The sequence below is a fragment of the Paraburkholderia sp. MM5482-R2 genome, assembly GCF_050436125.1.
In the GTDB taxonomy this organism is placed as follows: Bacteria; Pseudomonadota; Gammaproteobacteria; order Burkholderiales; family Burkholderiaceae; genus Paraburkholderia; species Paraburkholderia tuberum.
This window is the reverse complement of sequence record NZ_JBNDLP010000004.1, coordinates 176,131-193,262: the sequence shown is the minus strand read 5'-3', so window position 1 is coordinate 193,262 and position 17,132 is coordinate 176,131. Positions and strand designations below refer to the sequence as shown.

Annotated in this window: 19 protein-coding genes and 1 pseudogene; 12 read left to right on the top strand and 8 right to left on the bottom strand. The window is 59.6% G+C overall.

Annotated elements, in window-relative coordinates; genetic code table 11:
• Positions 1-49 precede the first annotated feature (49 nt).
• The 5 genes from OKW37_RS36980 (at position 50) to OKW37_RS36960 (ending at position 4,722) form a co-directional block, all read left to right on the top strand.
• Positions 50-1,285 (top strand): polymorphic toxin type 46 domain-containing protein, encoded by a 1,236-nt coding sequence (locus OKW37_RS36980; protein WP_429402336.1) that lies wholly within the window; start codon positions 50-52, stop codon positions 1,283-1,285.
• Between the two features lie 2 nt (positions 1,286-1,287).
• Entirely contained in the window at positions 1,288-1,548 is a 261-nt protein-coding gene (locus tag OKW37_RS36975) for an immunity protein Tsi6 family protein (RefSeq protein ID WP_429402337.1), read from the top strand.
• 18 nt (positions 1,549-1,566) lie between these two features.
• Positions 1,567-3,282: a LysM peptidoglycan-binding domain-containing protein gene (locus tag OKW37_RS36970; protein WP_429402338.1), complete on the top strand. Its 1,716-nt coding sequence runs from the start codon at positions 1,567-1,569 to the stop codon at positions 3,280-3,282.
• Between the two features lie 32 nt (positions 3,283-3,314).
• A complete protein-coding gene (locus OKW37_RS36965; RefSeq protein ID WP_429402339.1) occupies positions 3,315-3,950 on the top strand; it encodes a hypothetical protein in 636 nt (211 codons plus the stop codon).
• 307 nt (positions 3,951-4,257) lie between these two features.
• Complete coding sequence (locus OKW37_RS36960; protein ID WP_429402340.1) at positions 4,258-4,722, top strand: DUF2846 domain-containing protein; 465 nt, start codon at positions 4,258-4,260, stop codon at positions 4,720-4,722.
• Between the two features lie 137 nt (positions 4,723-4,859).
• Here OKW37_RS36960 and OKW37_RS36955 read toward each other — a convergent pair whose 3' ends face one another.
• Entirely contained in the window at positions 4,860-5,075 is a 216-nt protein-coding gene (locus tag OKW37_RS36955; RefSeq protein WP_429402341.1) for a hypothetical protein, read from the bottom strand.
• A gap of 364 nt (positions 5,076-5,439) precedes the next feature.
• Between OKW37_RS36955 and OKW37_RS36950 the strand changes: the two genes are divergently transcribed.
• Positions 5,440-5,763 (top strand): glycoside hydrolase family protein, encoded by a 324-nt coding sequence (locus tag OKW37_RS36950; RefSeq protein ID WP_429402342.1) that lies wholly within the window; start codon positions 5,440-5,442, stop codon positions 5,761-5,763.
• Positions 5,750-6,160, top strand: a complete 411-nt coding sequence (locus tag OKW37_RS36945; RefSeq protein WP_429402343.1) for a hypothetical protein — start codon at positions 5,750-5,752, stop codon at positions 6,158-6,160. The genes OKW37_RS36950 and OKW37_RS36945 overlap by 14 nt, the downstream gene beginning before the upstream one ends.
• An 89-nt stretch (positions 6,161-6,249) precedes the next feature.
• Here OKW37_RS36945 and OKW37_RS36940 read toward each other — a convergent pair whose 3' ends face one another.
• Positions 6,250-7,575 (bottom strand): MFS transporter, encoded by a 1,326-nt coding sequence (locus OKW37_RS36940; protein ID WP_429402344.1) that lies wholly within the window; start codon positions 7,573-7,575, stop codon positions 6,250-6,252.
• Positions 7,576-7,699: 124 nt separating this feature from the next.
• Positions 7,700-8,659 carry an MBL fold metallo-hydrolase gene (locus OKW37_RS36935; protein ID WP_429402345.1) on the bottom strand — a complete coding sequence of 320 codons (960 nt, stop codon included), beginning with the start codon at positions 8,657-8,659 and terminating at the stop codon, positions 7,700-7,702.
• 205 nt (positions 8,660-8,864) lie between these two features.
• On the opposite strand from OKW37_RS36935, the gene OKW37_RS36930 reads away from it, so the two are divergent.
• Positions 8,865-9,668 carry an IclR family transcriptional regulator gene (locus OKW37_RS36930; protein WP_429402346.1) on the top strand — a complete coding sequence of 268 codons (804 nt, stop codon included), beginning with the start codon at positions 8,865-8,867 and terminating at the stop codon, positions 9,666-9,668.
• Between the two features lie 5 nt (positions 9,669-9,673).
• Positions 9,674-10,528 carry an IclR family transcriptional regulator gene (locus OKW37_RS36925; RefSeq protein WP_184073859.1) on the top strand — a complete coding sequence of 285 codons (855 nt, stop codon included), beginning with the start codon at positions 9,674-9,676 and terminating at the stop codon, positions 10,526-10,528.
• Positions 10,529-10,538: 10 nt separating this feature from the next.
• Here OKW37_RS36925 and OKW37_RS36920 read toward each other — a convergent pair whose 3' ends face one another.
• The 3 genes from OKW37_RS36920 to OKW37_RS36910 all read right to left on the bottom strand — a co-directional run bounded on the left by OKW37_RS36920 (position 10,539) and on the right by OKW37_RS36910 (position 13,283).
• Positions 10,539-10,730, bottom strand: a complete 192-nt coding sequence (locus OKW37_RS36920) for a DUF2783 domain-containing protein (RefSeq protein WP_013094246.1) — start codon at positions 10,728-10,730, stop codon at positions 10,539-10,541.
• A gap of 5 nt (positions 10,731-10,735) precedes the next feature.
• On the bottom strand, positions 10,736-12,421 hold the full coding sequence (locus OKW37_RS36915) for an FAD-dependent oxidoreductase (RefSeq protein ID WP_429402347.1): 1,686 nt from the start codon (positions 12,419-12,421) through the stop codon (positions 10,736-10,738).
• A gap of 175 nt (positions 12,422-12,596) precedes the next feature.
• The gene (locus tag OKW37_RS36910; RefSeq protein WP_429402534.1) at positions 12,597-13,283 is read right to left on the bottom strand and encodes an IS6 family transposase; all 687 of its coding nucleotides are present in this window, start codon (positions 13,281-13,283) and stop codon (positions 12,597-12,599) included.
• Here OKW37_RS36910 and OKW37_RS36905 point away from each other — a divergent pair.
• Together OKW37_RS36905 and OKW37_RS36900 are read left to right on the top strand one after the other, a co-directional pair.
• Positions 13,191-13,427, top strand: coding sequence for a hypothetical protein (locus tag OKW37_RS36905; protein WP_429332476.1), 237 nt, complete (start codon positions 13,191-13,193; stop codon positions 13,425-13,427). The two genes, OKW37_RS36910 and OKW37_RS36905, sit on opposite strands and share 93 nt — an antisense overlap.
• Positions 13,428-13,761: 334 nt before the next feature.
• Positions 13,762-14,880, top strand: a complete 1,119-nt coding sequence (locus OKW37_RS36900; protein WP_429332475.1) for a glycosyltransferase — start codon at positions 13,762-13,764, stop codon at positions 14,878-14,880.
• An 84-nt stretch (positions 14,881-14,964) separates the two neighbouring features.
• Here the strand turns inward: OKW37_RS36900 and OKW37_RS36895 are convergent, their stop codons facing one another.
• Together OKW37_RS36895 and OKW37_RS36890 are read right to left on the bottom strand one after the other, a co-directional pair.
• Positions 14,965-15,750, bottom strand: coding sequence for an FkbM family methyltransferase (locus OKW37_RS36895; RefSeq protein WP_429402348.1), 786 nt, complete (start codon positions 15,748-15,750; stop codon positions 14,965-14,967).
• Between the two features lie 304 nt (positions 15,751-16,054).
• Positions 16,055-16,729: pseudogene (locus tag OKW37_RS36890) on the bottom strand (IS6 family transposase); the annotation flags it as partial.
• Here OKW37_RS36890 and OKW37_RS36885 point away from each other — a divergent pair.
• A complete protein-coding gene (locus OKW37_RS36885) occupies positions 16,637-17,059 on the top strand; it encodes a hypothetical protein (protein WP_429402349.1) in 423 nt (140 codons plus the stop codon). The pseudogene OKW37_RS36890 and the gene OKW37_RS36885 overlap by 93 nt on opposite strands.
• The last annotated feature ends 73 nt before the right edge of the window (positions 17,060-17,132 follow it).

Genomic DNA, 17,132 nt, shown 5'->3' with positions numbered 1-17,132 from the left:
GCGGTCGCCCGTAATCGCCAACATTGGGCGCGATGTTGGCGCGATCTCGATGGATGCCATCGCCAGCACCATTGGCAATCTGGTGGTCGACAACGTGCAGGCGGCCTCTGTTGGCAAAACGGACTTCACGAAGCAGGCGATCGACGCGATGAATGGCGAGATCCTGCCGGGCGGGTTGGGTGGCGTGGGCAGCGGGTTCGTCGCACCGGAGATGCCGTACAGCAACAACGCTGCACTGTTCGGCGTAGGTGGCTTGCCCGGTGCGCTCGGTGGTTTGACCAGTGCTGGTGCGCGTAGCGCTTATGCATCGAGCGAAGTTGTAGCGCCCTATAGCGGCGGCGCCGTACTTTATGGTCCGAATCTCGGTGGATCAATAGTTGGTCCACTGGGACAAGGAAGCGGTTTTGGCTATGTGACGGCGAGCGTGGGGTCTGAGGGACGGTCGCCGAGGTCAGTCCAAGTGGCGGGCGGAGATGCGGACGCGTTGCTCGATGCGTGGGACTTGGCGAAACAGACCGCTGTCCAAGGCGGAAAGGGCTTGGCCAAATTAGGAAAGAGCGTCATCAATGGAGTGAACGCTAATGTGAATGGCGCGTTTCAGTTCGGGCACGCGGTGCTCGCAGCCGGCGAGGAGATTGGCCTCTTGCCACCTGGCGCATCGAATGTCTCCACGCCGCACGTTCCGCTATTTGATGTGCCGCGTACCACGGCTAATCAAGCTGGGGCGGCTTTCGGTTTCGTCGGCACAATGTTGTTTGGTGGCCCGGAGACTGCTCCAGCGGCGGCTCCGAGTCAAAGTGTCGCTGCTTCCATCAATAGCGGTTCAAATGCGATTCGTGAAACGGTTCTAGCGAACGTTGCAGAGAGTCAGGCTGCACGTGCCTCCTCACAATTCGACGGTCTTGCGCGATATGACAAGGCGTACAGTTTCTACAGTGAAGCCGGATTCAGTGCTGAACGAACTCTTGGTCATTTGCAGGGTATCGATTTCGCGCAGCCAGTCTCTGTTGTGCGGCTGGAAAGTAGAAACTATGTTCAGTATGTTCCCAACGGCCGTATCGGCAACTACTTTGCACCGGTAGATACCCAGGCAACAATGCTTGGTATAAATCCAGCGGGCCGCACTCCGATTCTGTTCGCACCGACGCAGCCGGTGATGGCGCTCCAGAGTACAGCAGTTCGAATAGTTGATACTTGGACAGTGCCAAGTACACCATTTAACGCCGCCGGTGGTGGTACGCAGTTCTTCGTTCCGAATAAACAGTTTATGCGCCAGGTACCTTAATCATGAATCAAAGACTTTCCATTCTTCAGTCGGCGTTGACAGCTAGCGAGCAATTGCTGGCTCGATATCCGGAAAACAATGCATTGCAGTCGATCAATGTGCAATTGAAATATTTGATGTCGGTAGCCTCGGGCGAGGAGAGTGACCGTTCACGCCTGAAGGAGATCATTATTGGCGTTTTGACTGCTCGAGAAATAGAGTCTCTTGATGAGGATGCTGCCGAACTATTTTATAAGGCTGCCGACGAAGCACGGCGTATGTAAACTGTTCTGCGCGGCCAGGTGCAGCGGCGCGACGAACTGGTGGGCGTGACGGTGGCGGACGACGGCACGATCCGGGGCGCGACGGGGGACAGGAAACACAACTACTACTACCTGAACGGCAACCGGGTGGGCAACCAGGGCAACGACGGGGTCGAGACGGTCGACTACGTGCAGGAGCTGGCCGGCAGGCTCGCGAAGGGCAGCGAGAGTCAGTACAAGGTGTTCACGCCGGTGGGCAGCGCGGACTTCGACGAGAACTTCATGGCGATCAACGGGGTGTATCCGGGCGTGAGCCCGGGTACCTGGACGGTGCGCGATGGGGATACGCTGCAGTCGGTCGCGTCGTCGCTGTGGGGGGATGCGACGCTGTGGTACATCCTGGCGGACGCGAACGGGCTGAAGGGCGATGACGTGCTGAAGGCCGGGCAGATGCTGACGGTGCCCAACCAGGTGACGAACGTGCACAATACGGCGACGACGTTCAAGCCGTATGACCCGGGCAAGGCGATCGGCAATACGCAGCCGACCTTGCCGGATCCGCCGCCGCCGCCGGCGAAGGATGGGGGATGTGGTCCGGTGGCGGCGATCATTGCCGTAGTGGTTGCGGCGGTGGCAACGGTGTTCACTGCAGGGGCGGCATCGATGGCGCTGGCCGGGACGCTGTCGAGCTTGACCGTGAGTGGCGCGATGACGGCCGACGCCGCCGCGCTGGTAGGCGGCGGTGCGGCGATAGGCTTCGGTACTGCGGTAGCGGCGTCTGTGATCGGTGGTGCCGTAGGAGCGGCAGCGGCCCAGGGCGTCATGATCGCGGCTGGCGAGCAGAGCGGCTTCAACTGGAAGGGGGTGGCGATGGGCGCTGTCGGCGCAGCGGTCGGCTCGAGCGTTCTTGGCGTAACCGGAGTTGGCACAGCGGTCGGTAGCGCGTTCGGCGGAAGTACCGCCAGCCAGTTTGCAGGTGCCGCCGCGCAAGGAGCAATCCGGTCGATAACTACGCAGGGCATTGGCGTGCTGACTGGCGCACAGCACAGCTTCGACTGGAAGGGGGTAGCTGCTTCTGCGATCGCGTCGGGAGTCGCGTATGGCGTGGGCGCCGCAGTGCGTAGCGTCGGGGCGGACTTTGGCTTCGATATGCAGTCCGACAGCGGTCGATTTGTGACGGGCGTGAGCGCGGGGGTTGCTGCAGGTGCGGCTAGTACAATCGTGCGCGGTGGGAGCCTTGGGCGCAATGTTGGCGCAATCTCGATGGATGCGGTGGCGAGCACCATTGGCAATCTCGTCGTCGACCAGGTGCAGGCCGGCTCCGTTGGGAAAACCGATACGACCGCGCAGCGTGTGCAGGAAGCGATCGGCGGCATGAATGCGCAGGTACTGCCGGGCGGGCTTGGTGGCGTCGGCAGCGGGTTTGTAGCTCCGGAGGCGTCATACAGCAATAGCACTGCACTGTTCGGCGTGTATGGCGGGCTCGTTGACAGCAGCCAGACGCCGTACGCCGGTGCTGCAGCGCTCTTCGGCCCGTCTTCTGGGCTGGCAACCTCACAAATCGATCCGCGTCCTGCAGTGCTGGCCGATAACAGCGGCGGCTCCGATAATCTTCTTTACGCGTGGATCGTGCGAAACAGTACGGGGCTGATGGCTGGAATGCGACCAAGCAGTTCGCGCACGACATGGTCGGCGCGACCAGCATGGACGCAGCACGGGCGAACTGGGATGCGGGGAATTACGGCACGGCTGTAACGAAGGGTGCCCAGTCGTTTCTGGAAGCGGGCATGACTGCTTTTACCTTGGGAGCGGCTGCGCCGATCAAGACAGGAATCACGGCGGTCGTCAACAGAGGGCGCGCCTTGCTCGCGAGCGAAATACTCGGCGGCGGAGCGCCGATCTTCAGTTCCGGTGGCTTGCTGGGTTCGCGCATGTGGGCCTCGTCAGTGGGCACCGGAGCGATTAGCGCGGGGATTACTGCGGGCTCTGAGTATTACCAGAAAGGAGCGATCAATCCGGTTGATGTCGGCGTGAGCTTTGGGGTCGGTGCGATAGGTACGCGTTACAACCTAGCCGGCAATATGGTTCTGAATGCGGCAGGTGGAGTTGCCGATACGGCGATCAACAACGTTGTGTATGGGAAAAGTGACAGCTTGGTCAACGCTGGATTTACAAGTGCGGCTCTATCTGGCTTGGGCTATGGCCTCGGGAAGTCCGTCGGGTCATGGTTCGATGCAACACTCAAACCAACTCTCGGCAACTCAAGGAATTGGGCCTCGACGGATGTTTGGTCCGGTGGCGGATGGAAACTGTTTAGCCCTAATACAGGTGGCGTGATTGCCGGGACGATTGGAGGAGGGGTCGGCCAGAGTGCAGTTGGTCCACTTGTTCCACCATTTCCCTACGGGAGCGGCCAAAAATGATCAGGTGGTTGATTGCGTTTTTGGGTGCGTGGGGTATTTGCCTAGCAGGAATGTACGTCATTTGGGTGATCGCTTTGTGCCTGAACTGTCTGTTTGCACCAGGATGCTTTAGTCACCTGACGGTCCACGATGTGCTCTCTGCAGTTAATTTTAGAGGCGTGTTTGCAAGGGGTACGCTACTGGCAATTGCATTCACGGGCATTGCGTGGTTTAGGAGGCGTGCATAGCGAAACAACCTCTGGCCTATGTTAGGCCGGGGCTCAGTCTCCAGATTCATGTTCCACAAACTTGAAAAGGAAAACAAGAAATGCAGTTGAAGAAATTGATCCCGCTTGGCGTTGTGCTGCTGGTGATGGCGGGCTGTGCATCGGTGCCGATGGGCGATCCGCAGAAGGATGCGGCGCTGAAGACCTTCAGTGCGCCGCAGGAGAAGGCGGCGATCTATGTGTATCGCAACGAAAGCATGGGTGGGGGCGTCAAGATGCCGGTGACCCTGGATGGTCAGATTCTGGGCGACACGGCCGCCAGGACCTACCTGTACACGGAAGTCGAGCCGGGACCGCATGAGCTGGTGTCGAAGGCTGAGAACGATTCAAAGCTGGATGTCGACGCGGTTGCCGGCAAGGTCTATTACGTCTGGCAGGAGGTCAAGATGGGCGTCCTGTATGCGCGCAGCAAGCTGCAACTGGTTGACGACAAGACTGGTCAGGACGGTGTGAAAGAGTCTAAATTGGCGGTTCTGCCGCCGGCGCAAAGTGCGAAAGCGGAGTGACGATTAGCCGCTAGCCGTTACCACCGATTGCCGCCACCGACGCCCGCTTGGTGCGGGCGTTATCGCATTGAGGCGAGCAGCTGTGGCGGGGCGCGAATTGCGCAGATTGCGCGATTGATGACCGGAGCCCGTGGACGTTAGAAAAGCCGAAGCGCGACACGCCGGCGCAGGTTCTCATCCTGATGCATATCGCGAATTCCGACGATCGCGCGTTGCAGCCACTCGGTGACAATTGCCTGACGGATGTCGCACGTCCGGCGCTGCATCGTTCGCGTGATTTGTTCATTTCCGTGATCGGCCGGCGCGTTGCTGACCAGCGGCATCTGGGCGGATCGGACGTTGTCGTCTGGCACAAGAATTCCCCTGAAAGTAGAACACACATTACGCACGTACCAAAACGCGTGCAAAACCGCCGCTAACCGACGCCAGCATTGGATTTGCGGCGGTACAGAAAAGAGTGCAACGGGTTGCGCCGAAAATATCGAATCGCATGGAACCCCGGATGAGGCAAGGGTTTGCGGGTGGTGCGATTTGCACCACCTGTGTCCGGAGCGCGGCCACGCGGCGGACTCGCCGAGGTCTGGCACAGCGACGTCAGCAACCCAGGTCCAGTTGCTCGAATTCCGTTTGCGTCCAGGGTGTCGATTCGGTGACCAAGGCATCCGCTCAAAAGCGGAGAGTAAACGGCAAACGCCGACAGTTTACAAGCGCGGCGCTATGTCATTGAAAGTAAACGGCCTTTCTCGCCGCCGCGGACCGGCGGCGACGTTGTGTATAACGATATGGGTAGAAAGACGTCTGAATGCTGACGTGAAGGTCCCGTTGTTTCAGTTCGAATACGATGCCCTTGTGAGTATCGTATATAACTGTGGCTCAGGAGACGGCGCCAGCGAAATTATTAGAAAAGTTAATTCTGGCCATTATGATGATATGCATGATTTTATATTGACGTATCGGGTAGGAACGAATCGGGGCGTCAAGAATCGCCGGATTGCCGAAGCTCGTTTATTTGTCTCAGGAGTTTACGATGCATCTCATTAGGATCATGGTGGTTTTTTTTATCTCGGGTGTGTTATTTTCTAGCCTTGCGGTCGCGAAGTCGAACTCGGATTGCCTGCAACATTTGGGGGGCGGTTACGGTGACGCCGAATGCTATTCCGAGTTACAGAAGGACCTGATGGTCGAGAGCAAATTTATCTATAACAAGTTGCGTGCGACCATGCGGAACGGCAACGTCCATGCGAAGTTGCTCGACGAGTACATGGAAACGCAAGATGCATCCGTGAGGTACTGCGAATTACCACGTAATGCCGGGGCAAAGTGGAAAACGGAACACGATGGATCGATGTTTTCAGCTTTGCGAGAGGAGTGCATCTACAATCTTCGCAAAGCGCAAAATCAGTTTTTAAAGGATTTGCTTGATATGGCAAATTGGTAGAGCGTGAAATCCCAGCCCCGCTTCGGCGGGGCCATTTAAAGGCAGATTACGCGGGCAAGCGGCACCACCACGACTCGGCATAGGCGACATCACCGTCGCATCACGCCCCCCTTAACGCCGACCATCAAAGCGACCCCACTAACCACAAGCAGACTCGCAAGCAGATACACGGCGAGATCCATACTCCCCGTCGTCGTGCGAATCTGACCGATCACCCACGGACTGACGATCCCGCTCGTAATCCCAATACTGCTAATAAACGCGATCCCCGACGCAGCCGCTTTCCCGGACAGATAGCTGGTAGGCACCGCCCAAAAGATCGGTAGCGCCGCGAAAATCAACATGGCAGCGAGCGACAAGATAGCCAGCATCGCAGGAAAGCTGCTCAGATGCAGCGTAAGCGCCGCGAGCGCGAGACCCCCGCCCACCGTGCAGAAAGCAAAATGCTTACGCCGTTCCCCAGTTCGATCCGAGCGGCGCGCAATCAGAATCAGACCCACCGCACCGATCGCATTCGGCACCACGGTATAAAGACTCACCGCCACGACATCCTGAACCCCAAAATCGCGGATCATCAACGGCATCCAGAAATTGAGCGTCAGCGACGCACAGGTCAGCGAAAAATAGATGAACGCGAACAGATAGACGTGCGGATTGAGCAACGCGGCGGCGAAGCTGTGACTGTCATGCCGGTGGTCTTTCGACTGGCCTTGCGCGCAAAGCGCGACGAGTCGCTCTTTTTCGTCCTGCGTGAGCCAGCTTGCCTCGTGCGGCTTGTCGACCAGATAGCGCCACGAGAGCAATCCGAGAATCACAGCGGGTGCGCCTTCGATCGCAAACATCCACTGCCATCCGAACAGGTTCAACACGCCGCTCATGTCGCGCATGATCCAGCCGGAGAAAAGTCCGCCGAGCACGCCCGCGACCGCCACGCCCGCGAAAAACACCGAGATCACGGCGGCGCGCCGGCTGGCGGGAAACCAATACGTCAAATACAGCACGATGCCCGGGAAAAAGCCCGCCTCGAAAACGCCCAGCATAAAGCGCAGAACGTAAAAGTGCGCGGGCTTCGACACGAACATCATGCACATCGACGCGATGCCCCACAGCAGCATGATCCGCATGAAGGTTTTACGCGCGCCGTATTTGGCCAACAGGATGTTGCTCGGCACCTCGCACAGCACGTAGCCGACGTAGAACACGGCTGCGCCGAGTCCGTACATCGCGTCGCTGAAGCCGAGATCATGCTTCATCTGCAATTGCGCGAAGCCGATGTTGATCCGGTCCAGAAACGACACGACATAGCAAAGAAACAGAAACGGCACGATGCGCCACGCGACCTTCCTGAACATCGAATCGTCGCTCGCGACGGGCGCGGCGTGGCCAATGGCGTTGCCATCGAGGGAATGCTGCATGTCTCGCTCCAGGTGCGGAGCGCGCCTGTGCGAAGACGAGCGCGCCCGAGGCGTCTAGCGCGCCTTCATGGTTTGAACGGAAAAGAGGAAAGACCGGACGGCCTTTCCCGAGTGCGTGGTGCGATCAGTTCTGCAGCGCGTCCCACATTTCCTTGTCGCGCTGCGCGGTCCAGATGCGCGGATGGCTGATGCCGCTCGCTTCGTCGTAGGCTCGCGACACGTCGAACGGCAGGCAATGCTCGTAGATGAAGACGTTGCCGAACTTCGGGTCCATGGACTTGCGCGTGAGCGCCATCGCGCCCTTCAGATCGAGCTTGTCCTTGAATGCGTCACGGCCCGCCTGCAACAGCATGGTGACGAAGTCTTTCGTGTAATCGAGGCCCTTGTTCACTTCCGCCGGCGACAGTAGCGCGGGGCCGCGACCCGGCACCAGCTTCTCCGCGTTCAGGGCGCGCAGTGCTTCGAGCGTCGTCGGCCATTGTTCGAGTTGCGCGTCGCCGCAATAGCAGGCCGCGTCGTACTCGACCAGGTCGCCGGAGAACAACACCTTCTGCGACGGCAGCCAGACGACCGTGTCGCCCTTCGTGTGGCCGGAGCCGAGATGCGCGATGCGCACTTCGAGCTTGCCGAGAAAGAGCGTCATTTCCTTTTCGAAAACCAGCGTCGGCCACGTCAGGCCGGGCACCGTTTCGACGCCCGCAAAAAGGCGCGGGAAGCGTTCGATCTCCGATTTCATATCGGCTTCGCCGCGCTCGACGATCATTTCGTAGGTGCCGCGGCTGGCGATCACCTGCTGCGCGCCTTCCTTGAAGTACGCCGACGCGCCCAGCACGCGCACCGCGTGATAGTGCGACAGCACGACGTATTTGATCGGCTTGTCGGTGACGCTGCGGATCTTCGCGATCAGGTCTTGCGCCATGGCCGGCGTGGCGGTGGTGTCGACGATCAGCACGCCGTCGTCGCCGATGATCACGCCGGAGTTAGGGTCGCCTTCGGCCGTGTAGGCATACGCGTTTTCCGACAATTGGGTCCACGTGATCTTCTTCTCTTCCAGGTCGGCCTGGGATGCGAAAGCCTTCGCCATGTCTGTCTCCGTCTCACGACTCGTTGGGGGATGACTAATAGTCGTCGTCACGCTGATATTTGTCAATGACAAAATACCTTGTCATTAACTAAGCTAGGGTAAACTCCGTCGGTTGGTCGGCACGGTCCGATCGGATACCATCTAGGCCTTCCACGGGCGACACCGGACGGGCCGAATCTCCTTCGGGTCAAGGGCGGACAACACGATGGCTGATACGACAAGCGAAAAGAAACAGCGGGGGATTCAGAGCGTCGAGGTCGGCGGACGTCTGCTGCAGGCGCTGGCGCGACAGCGCGAACCGCTCGGGCTGACCGAACTGGCCGGCGAGGCGCAACTGTCGTCGGCGCAGGCGCATACCTATCTCGTGAGCCTGACGCGCCTCGGCCTCGTCAAGCGCGATGCCCTGACCGGCAACTACGAGCCGGGGCCGCTGTCGTTGCGGCTTGGCCTCATGCATATCGAACAGCAGCCGGTCTATCGCATCGCGGCTGCCCACGCGGCGTCGCTCGCGGAGCGGATCGGTCTTAGCGTGGCGATCTGCGTGGCGGGCGTGCAGGGCCCGACCATCGTCCGATACGAGCGCAGCGGTGCGCCGCTGCATGTCAATCTGCACATCGGCACGGTGATGTCGCTCGAAGCGACATCGACGGGCCGCGTATTCTGCGCGTTCTGCGCGCCCGAGCAGGTCGCGCAAATGGCGCGAAGCCAGGCGCATTCGGCGGACCCGACGCCGGCGCGCGGCCGCGCCGCCAAAGGGCCGACTAGCGCGGAGTGGCGCAAACGCTTCGATGAGATCCGCGCGCGCGGCATCGAGCGAGGTATCGATGCGCCGAGTCCGGGCATCAGCAGTCTGAGCGTGCCGGTGTTCGATGGCGATCAACGGATGCAACTCGCGTTGACGGCGATCGGCTCGTCGGCCTCGATCGAAGTCGCGTGGGACGGTGTGGTCGCGCGTCAGTTGCTCGAAACTTCCCGACGTATCACCGAAGCGCTGGTCACACCCAGCTGAGAATCATGCAGATCGAAACCCCGGACGCGTCCGACGCGAACACGCCCCAACTCAACGACACGAAAGCTCAGCGCGGAATCAGCGCGCTCGACAACACAGGCGAGCTCCTGCTGGCACTCGTTGCCGCCGGCCGTCCGCTGTCGCTGCGCGATCTGGCCGCGGCCGCCGATATGCCCGCCGCCAAGGCGTTTCCGCATCTGGTGAGTCTGCTCAAGGTCGGCTTGCTGAGCCGCGACGACGCCGGTCTTTTCAGTGCGGGGCCGCTCGGCATGGAGCTCGGCCTGATCGCATTGCAGCGCATGTCGCCGATTCGCGATGCCGAACCGGAGATCGTCACGCTTGCTGCGGAGTCCGGCATGAGCGTCGCGGTGGCGATTCTTGGACCTTTGGGTCCTACGGTCATCCGTTTCGAAGAATCGGCGAGACCACAACACGTGAGCCTGCGCGTGGGCACCGTGATGTCGCTCGTCAACACGGCGATAGGGCGCGTGTTCGCCGCGCATCTTGCGGACGACGTATTGGTCGGGCTGTTGTCGCAGGAATCGATCAGACTCGCGGGCGCGCCGGTTGCGGAAGTGCTCGTGGCGCCGAAAAAGGGCCCGCCGTCGTTGGCTCCGGCCTATCTGGCACGTCGCGCGAAGGTTGTGAGCGACGGCATCGATGACGCACTCGATGCGCCGGTGCCGGGCATCGGCGCGTTGGCCGCGCCCGTGTTCGATCATACGGGCAGCGTCAGTCTGGTGGTCGCGGTGATCGGTCCGTCGGGCGGCTTTGATTTCAGCACGCACGGCACGACCGCACAGAGGCTGCTCGCCACGACACGACGGCTGTCGTGGCGGTTCGGCTGGATCGGGCGCTGAGCCTCGGTCGTCAATCCGCGCGCGCCAGCGCCAGCGCTTCGAGCAGCACGTCGGCATCGCCGATGTGGTTCGCGAGCAGCAGCACGAGCTTTGCGTTCATGAAATGGCTTTGCTCGTCGGTCAGTCCATTGTGCGCGTCGATGAGCTTTTCATAGAACGCATCCGGATCGGCCATATTCGTTTCGATGTTCAGCTTGGTCATGATGGTTATCCGTTGCAGGTTGCGCGATCCACGGCCTTGGCGACCGAGGCGGTGTCGAGGGCGCGCCAGCGCGCGCAGACATGCTGGTCCGGACGCAGCAGATAAAAGGTGCCGGGCCGCGCATCGAAGCGATGCGTGACGATGCCTTCGACGTCCTCGATCACCGTGACGTGAGGCATCTCCGGCAGCGCGGTCGCGGCCGCGCCACGCGGCACGACGATCAACGAGTGAACCGGCACCGCGAGGCATGCGAGCGCGCGAAGCCGTTCGGCGCATCTCGTCAGGTCGTCTCCCTGGCCGCAGAATTGCACACCCGTGAAGCCGCCATGTCCGGTCTGATTCAGGAACCAGGCGTCTTCGCCAGCGAGCTTGACCGGCGCGTCGGTGCTGGCCGCGCCGGGCACCATCGCACTGGTGAATGCGTCGGCGTCGGGCGTGTTCAGGGGCGAGTCGCGCAGAACCGCCGGCACCGACAGACGGCCGCTGTTGACGATGCGCCGCGCGAACGGACACTCTTTCGCGAGCTTGAGCGTGGCATCGCGGAACATCCGCGAAACCGCGCTTTTCGGCGTGATGAAGTCGGTGGCGCGCGATGAGTTCAGGATGTTTTCGTCCGCCGCATACTCGCGCTCGGATGCATAGGTATCGAGCAGCGCCGGCGGCGCGTCGCCGTTGACGACGAGCCGCAGCTTCCAGGCGAGATTGTCGGCATCCTGCACGCCGCTATTCGCGCCGCGCGCGCCGAACGGCGACACGCCATGCGCCGAATCGCCCGCGAACAGCACGCGGCCATGCCGGAAACTGTCCATCCGCAAACACGAAAACGTGTAGACGCTGACCCATTCGAGCTCGAACCCGGCATCGTCGCCGAGCAGCGCTTTCACGCGCGGAATCACTTTCTCAGGCTGTTTTTCGGCGACCGGATCGGCGTCCCAGCCGAGCTGGAAATCGATGCGCCAGACGTTGTCGGGCTGCCTGTGCAGCAGTACGGATTGATTGCGATGGAAGGGCGGATCGAACCAGAACCAGCGTTCGGTCGGAAACGGCGCCTTCATTTTCACATCCGCGATCAGGAAGCGGTCCTTGAAGGTGCGACCATGACTGTCGAGACCGAGCGCCTTGCGCACCGCGCTGCGCGCGCCGTCGGCGGCGACCACGTATTGCGCGCGCATCGGATAAATGCCGTCGGGCGTTTCGACCCGCAACTCGACATGGTCGTCTTGCTGGGTCACACCGATCACATTGCTTTTCCAGCGCATCTGCAGATTCGCGGTTCGCTTCGCCTCGTCTACCAGATAGCCCTCGACGTAGTACTGCTGCAGATTGATGAATGCTGGGCGCGCGTGGCCTGTCTCGGGCAGCAGGTTGAACGTATAGATCAGTTCATCCTGCAGGAACACCTTGCCGACGTTCCAGCTCACGCCTTTGTCGACCATCTGCTTGCCGCAGCCGAGCCGATCGAAAATTTCCAGCGTCCGCTTCGCAAAACAGATTGCGCGCGAACCGCTCGACAGCGTGTCGTCATTGTCGAGCAGCACGGTGCGAACGCCCTGCTGGGCCAGATCGATGGCCGCTGACAACCCGACCGGGCCAGCGCCGATCACCACGACCGGATAGGTGAGCGGTGCACCGGCATCGTGGTCGGCGGCTCGCTCGTAGTCGAACCGCATCGATTGGTAGTCGATCTGCATGGCGTCTCCGGGTTCTGCGGGGTATCTTTGATTAATCTATAGCAAGCAGTATTGCTCCTTGCTAATATTGGCCATTCTATAAAGCTTTTTGAGCGATCGAATCTGTATTTACCCTGGTGCGGCTTTGTCACGTTGCCGATCACCGGACGAATCGTGTTCCAGGCGAAACAGTCGCTCAGAAAACAGCAGACGGATTCTGGGTGAGACCGGTGAAAGGACGCCAGGCTTCAAACCGGGTCGCGAGCTGCTTTCGATAAAGCGAAGCGCGCAGCAGATGACGCTTGAGCGCGAAGTGTTGTCGGATCGGACCGAAGCACGACAGGAACGCCTGCGTGCGCCCGGGCAGGCGGAAACCACGCATACGTCGCTCGCGTTCACGCGTGGGCTGATGGCTGTTCTCTGCACGGTTGTTGACGCGGGCGGCCGCCTTGACGAACACGTGCTTCACGTTCGCCAGCTCTGGGATTTCGGTCTTTGCTGCGGGGTAACTGCGCAACTGGTCAGTGACGATCTTCTTCGGCACCTCGGGACAGGCCGCCAGTACACGTTTGAAGAAACGTTTCGCGGCGGCCTTGTCGCGCCGCTTCTGTAGCAGGATGTCGAGCTCGATGCCGTGCTGGTCGACGGCACGCCACAGCACATAAGGTTCACCGCGCAATGACACGAATACTTCATCAAGATGCCACGTGCTGCCCGGCTGGCGGCGGGCAGCCTTCACGCGATGCGCGAAACCAGCCCCAAACTTGTCTATCCACCGCCGGATCGATTCGTGGCTGACGATCACGCCACGCTCGAACAGCAACTCCTCGATATCGCGCAGGCTGAGCTGGAACCTGAAATACCAGCGTACCGCGTGACTGATGACTCACGCCGGGAACCGGTGACCGTGATACAGCGATTTCGTTTTCTTCATCACTTCATCTTAACTGACCGCAGCGCCAAACGTGACAAAGCCCTATCTTCAGATGATGCCGAACGGCTCCCGCTACCCCCAAGTTCAATATGAATGACGTCCGGCGGTAAAAATTGCAGCGCGCCGCAATGGGTTCACTCGACGTCCGTCCGCTGTAAGCAAGAGCGCGGCATACGTGGTTGCGTAAAATCCAGTCACGCACTCAACCTTTAACGCCATGCTCCACAAAATCGGCCATAATCTAAATCGATGCGATTAATTGTCGCGCATTGTTTCTGTCGCGTGCTAATCTGATTTGTGAAGATGAGAGCGCGGTATGTGAACCGCTTACTTGTGCTCGGCATTCAAAAAGCTAGCGGCCTTTACCCTCGTCGCGCGCGCTTCGGCGTCTGCCTTTGCGGCGTACGGCTCAACGGGAGATGTATAAATGGGGCAGGTTACCAATGATTCTGTTGGTCGCACCAGGAATCAAGAAGTAAACGGACTGCGGCCGCGCGTGCTGATGTGTCCATTCACCAACCCGACAAATCGCTATATCGAGATTCAAAAAGATCTGTATAGGTCGGTCGGTTATGACGTCGCGCCGCTCTCCATCAAAGGCCTGCTGAAGGGAGGATTCTTTCAGCTGTTCAAGCCAGACAATATTCTCGTTTTTCATTGGCTTGAATATCGGCCGTTCAGGCGGCAGAAAGGGACTGCGCAGTTGAGCTTGCTCGGCTCGTTGCTCTTCGCTTTTTACTGCTCCTTGATGCTGATCGGTCGAGCAAAGGTTGTGTATTTCGTCCACGATCAGGCAGTCCACGACACAGTAGGATTCAACAGGCGCCTCTCGATTCGGCTTATTGCCTTCATACGCCGTCTGGCAGACTTTCGCGTGGTCCACGCACCGGATTTTCAGGTTCAGTTCAGCGCGCGCTATTTACCCCACCCACTCTATTGGGACGCGCCCGGCCAGCCGCCGACTACGCCGAGGGCGGGTAGCGCGACACCGCTCTATTCGATGCTCGGTGTGATTCGCCCGTACAAGCAGATCGATGCGGTTCTTGACGTCTGGCCGAGCGAATGCAAGCTGGATATAGCCGGGCACGGTACGGAAGCTTATGTTGCCACGCTGAACGGAATCATCGACAAGCGATCGTTGCGCGATACGGTGCGCCTCGACGCAAAATTCCTGTCTGACGCGGAATTCGCGCAGAGGATTGCCGATAGCGATGTGCTGATCCTCCCGCATGCGGTCGATTCAATGCTGGTGAGCGGCGCGTTTTTTGAGGCCATTGGGCGCGTGCCGCTGGTTATCTCTCGCTCGACGCCGTTTATGATCTGGGCGGCCAGCAAGTTCGACAATGTCATTCTCTTCGATGACGTTGCTCAGCTCCCTGAAATCATTGGTTTGATCAACAGTTCATGGCCAACGATCGTCTGCACTGCAAGCAATCGCTTGGCTGTTGATGAGTTCGGTTGGAACGTGTGCTGCCGGCGCTACGAGCAGTTCTTCGAAACGGTCGTGGGGCACGCGAGTGCGGCGGGAAGCGCCGTTACCGGATGAGGGCGACGCGTGCGGGCAACGGGTCCGTTAGGAAACGAGGCCTCTGGATTGCTCCAGCGGAACGAAGACCGTAGATGCCCGCCTCTATCGAGCGATTGACGGAATTTTCGTCGCGACGAGATCGACGTAGCTCATCGGATCGTCGCGCCATTCGGTGATGGTACTTTGCAGACGGCGTGTTATTTCCCCAATAGGTCCGCTTTCCCCCCATTGACCGGACTTCGCGTCGGTCTCCTCGATTTGACCGTAGCTGAAGTGCTCTTCGAGGAAACGGAGCACGATTTCGGGACCTCCCCCTAAGCGGGCCATGTGATAGGGCGACCATTCCACCAAAATTGCATCGGCCCTAGCGAGCGTTTGCCTGCCGCCGGCGAACACGAAGGGCTCAGCGCCCTGCGTATCGATTTTGGCAAAAACAGGCGAAGTCAGCTTGATGGGCAGGTCATCCAGCCTGACACATTGCACATCAATGATCTTGCGACCCGCCTCATTTTGTTTCGCGGGCAGGCCTGTTTCTATGTGCAGACGATGGTCCCCGAGATTGCCGTCGGCAATTTCAAACGGCAACACGTCGTCGTGTTCGTGCAATGCCAGCTGGTAGGTCTCTATGTCGGATGAAGGGCAGTTCTCGGCGATATTGCGCAACAGATTCCGGTAGTTGACTGGTTCAGGTTCGAAGGCGTAACACTTCACACTGTCGTTGTACTGCGCAATCGGAATGGTCGTCATTCCGATATTTGCGCCGATGTCGAGGTAGGTTCCGCCGGAACCGGCGAAAAATGCTTTCAATCTTTCGGCCAGCTCGGGTGCCCAACGACCGGTCTCAGCGTATTTCTTCAGTATGCTCAGGTCGTTTGAACTGCTGGCCATTATGCCGTATTGTCCGCTTGCTGCAAGCTGCACGACATTGAGCTTTCGGGCGAGGCTGGAGAGGTAAAAATACCCGTATTCCTGTGCAAGCGCACGGTCCTCGATAAGCGACTTCGCGATAGCATGCCGAAACCTCAAAGGAAGCAACGCCGTTACAGCGCCAGTAGCCGAGAGTATAAACTTTTTCATGAAAGTAGAATACAAACAATGTTGTCTGTAGAACAGCTTTTCGTCTCAGGGCTTTGTCACGTTGCCGATCACCGGACGAATCGTGTTCAGGCGAAACAGTCGCCCAGAAAACAGCAGACGGATTCTGGGTGAGACCGGTGAAAAGACGCCAGGCTTCAAACCGGGTCGCGAGCTGCTTTCGATAAAGCGAAGCGCGCAGCAGATGACGCTTGAGCGCGAAGTGTTGCCGGATCGGACCGAAGCACGACAGGAACGCCTGCGTGCGCCCGGGCAGGCGGAAACCACGCATACGTCGCTCGCGTTCACGCGTGGGCTGATGGCTGTTCTCTGCACGGTTGTTGACGCGGGCGGCCGCCTTGACGAACACGTGCTTCACGTTCGCCAGCTCTGGGATTTCGGTCTTTGCTGCGGGGTAACTGCGCAACTGGTCAGTGACGATCTTCTTCGGCACCTCGGGACAGGCCGCCAGTACACGTTTGAAGAAACGTTTCGCGGCGGCCTTGTCGCGCCGCTTCTGTAGCAGGATGTCGAGCTCGATGCCGTGCTGGTCGACGGCACGCCACAGCACATAAGGTTCACCGCGCAATGACACGAATACCTCATCAAGATGCCACGTGCTGCCCGGCTGGCGGCGGGCAGCCTTCACGCGATGCGCGAAACCAGCCCCAAACTTGTCTATCCACCGCCGGATCGATTCGTGGCTGACGATCACGCCACGCTCGAACAGCAACTCCTCGATATCGCGCAGGCTGAGCTGGAACCTGAAATACCAGCGTACCGCGTGACTGATGACTCACGCCGGGAACCGGTGACCGTGATACAGCGATTTCGTTTTCTTCATCACTTCATCTTAACTGACCGCAGCGCCAAACGTGACAAAGCCATATCGGACATTACCGCGTGCTTTCCGGCCCGTTCCGCGCGCATTGTCCTCGACGGTTCTATGCTTCGTTGCAACATTGAACGCGTTCGCAAAGGCGCGATGGCTTGTTTGCAATGTAACCCCGCCGTATCTGCGTTGCGACAGAAGACGGTGCTTCGAGAACGAGATTGTCCTTCGGTCTTCCAATGGCGTTCGCGCCGTTCGACGCGGTGTTGTCCTCGGCTGGCTGCTCGGTGAGTTCCGGCGAGTGTGCGCGTTCAAAAGATCGCGACGCAGGCCTCCCCATTTGGTGGACAAGCGACACAATCGG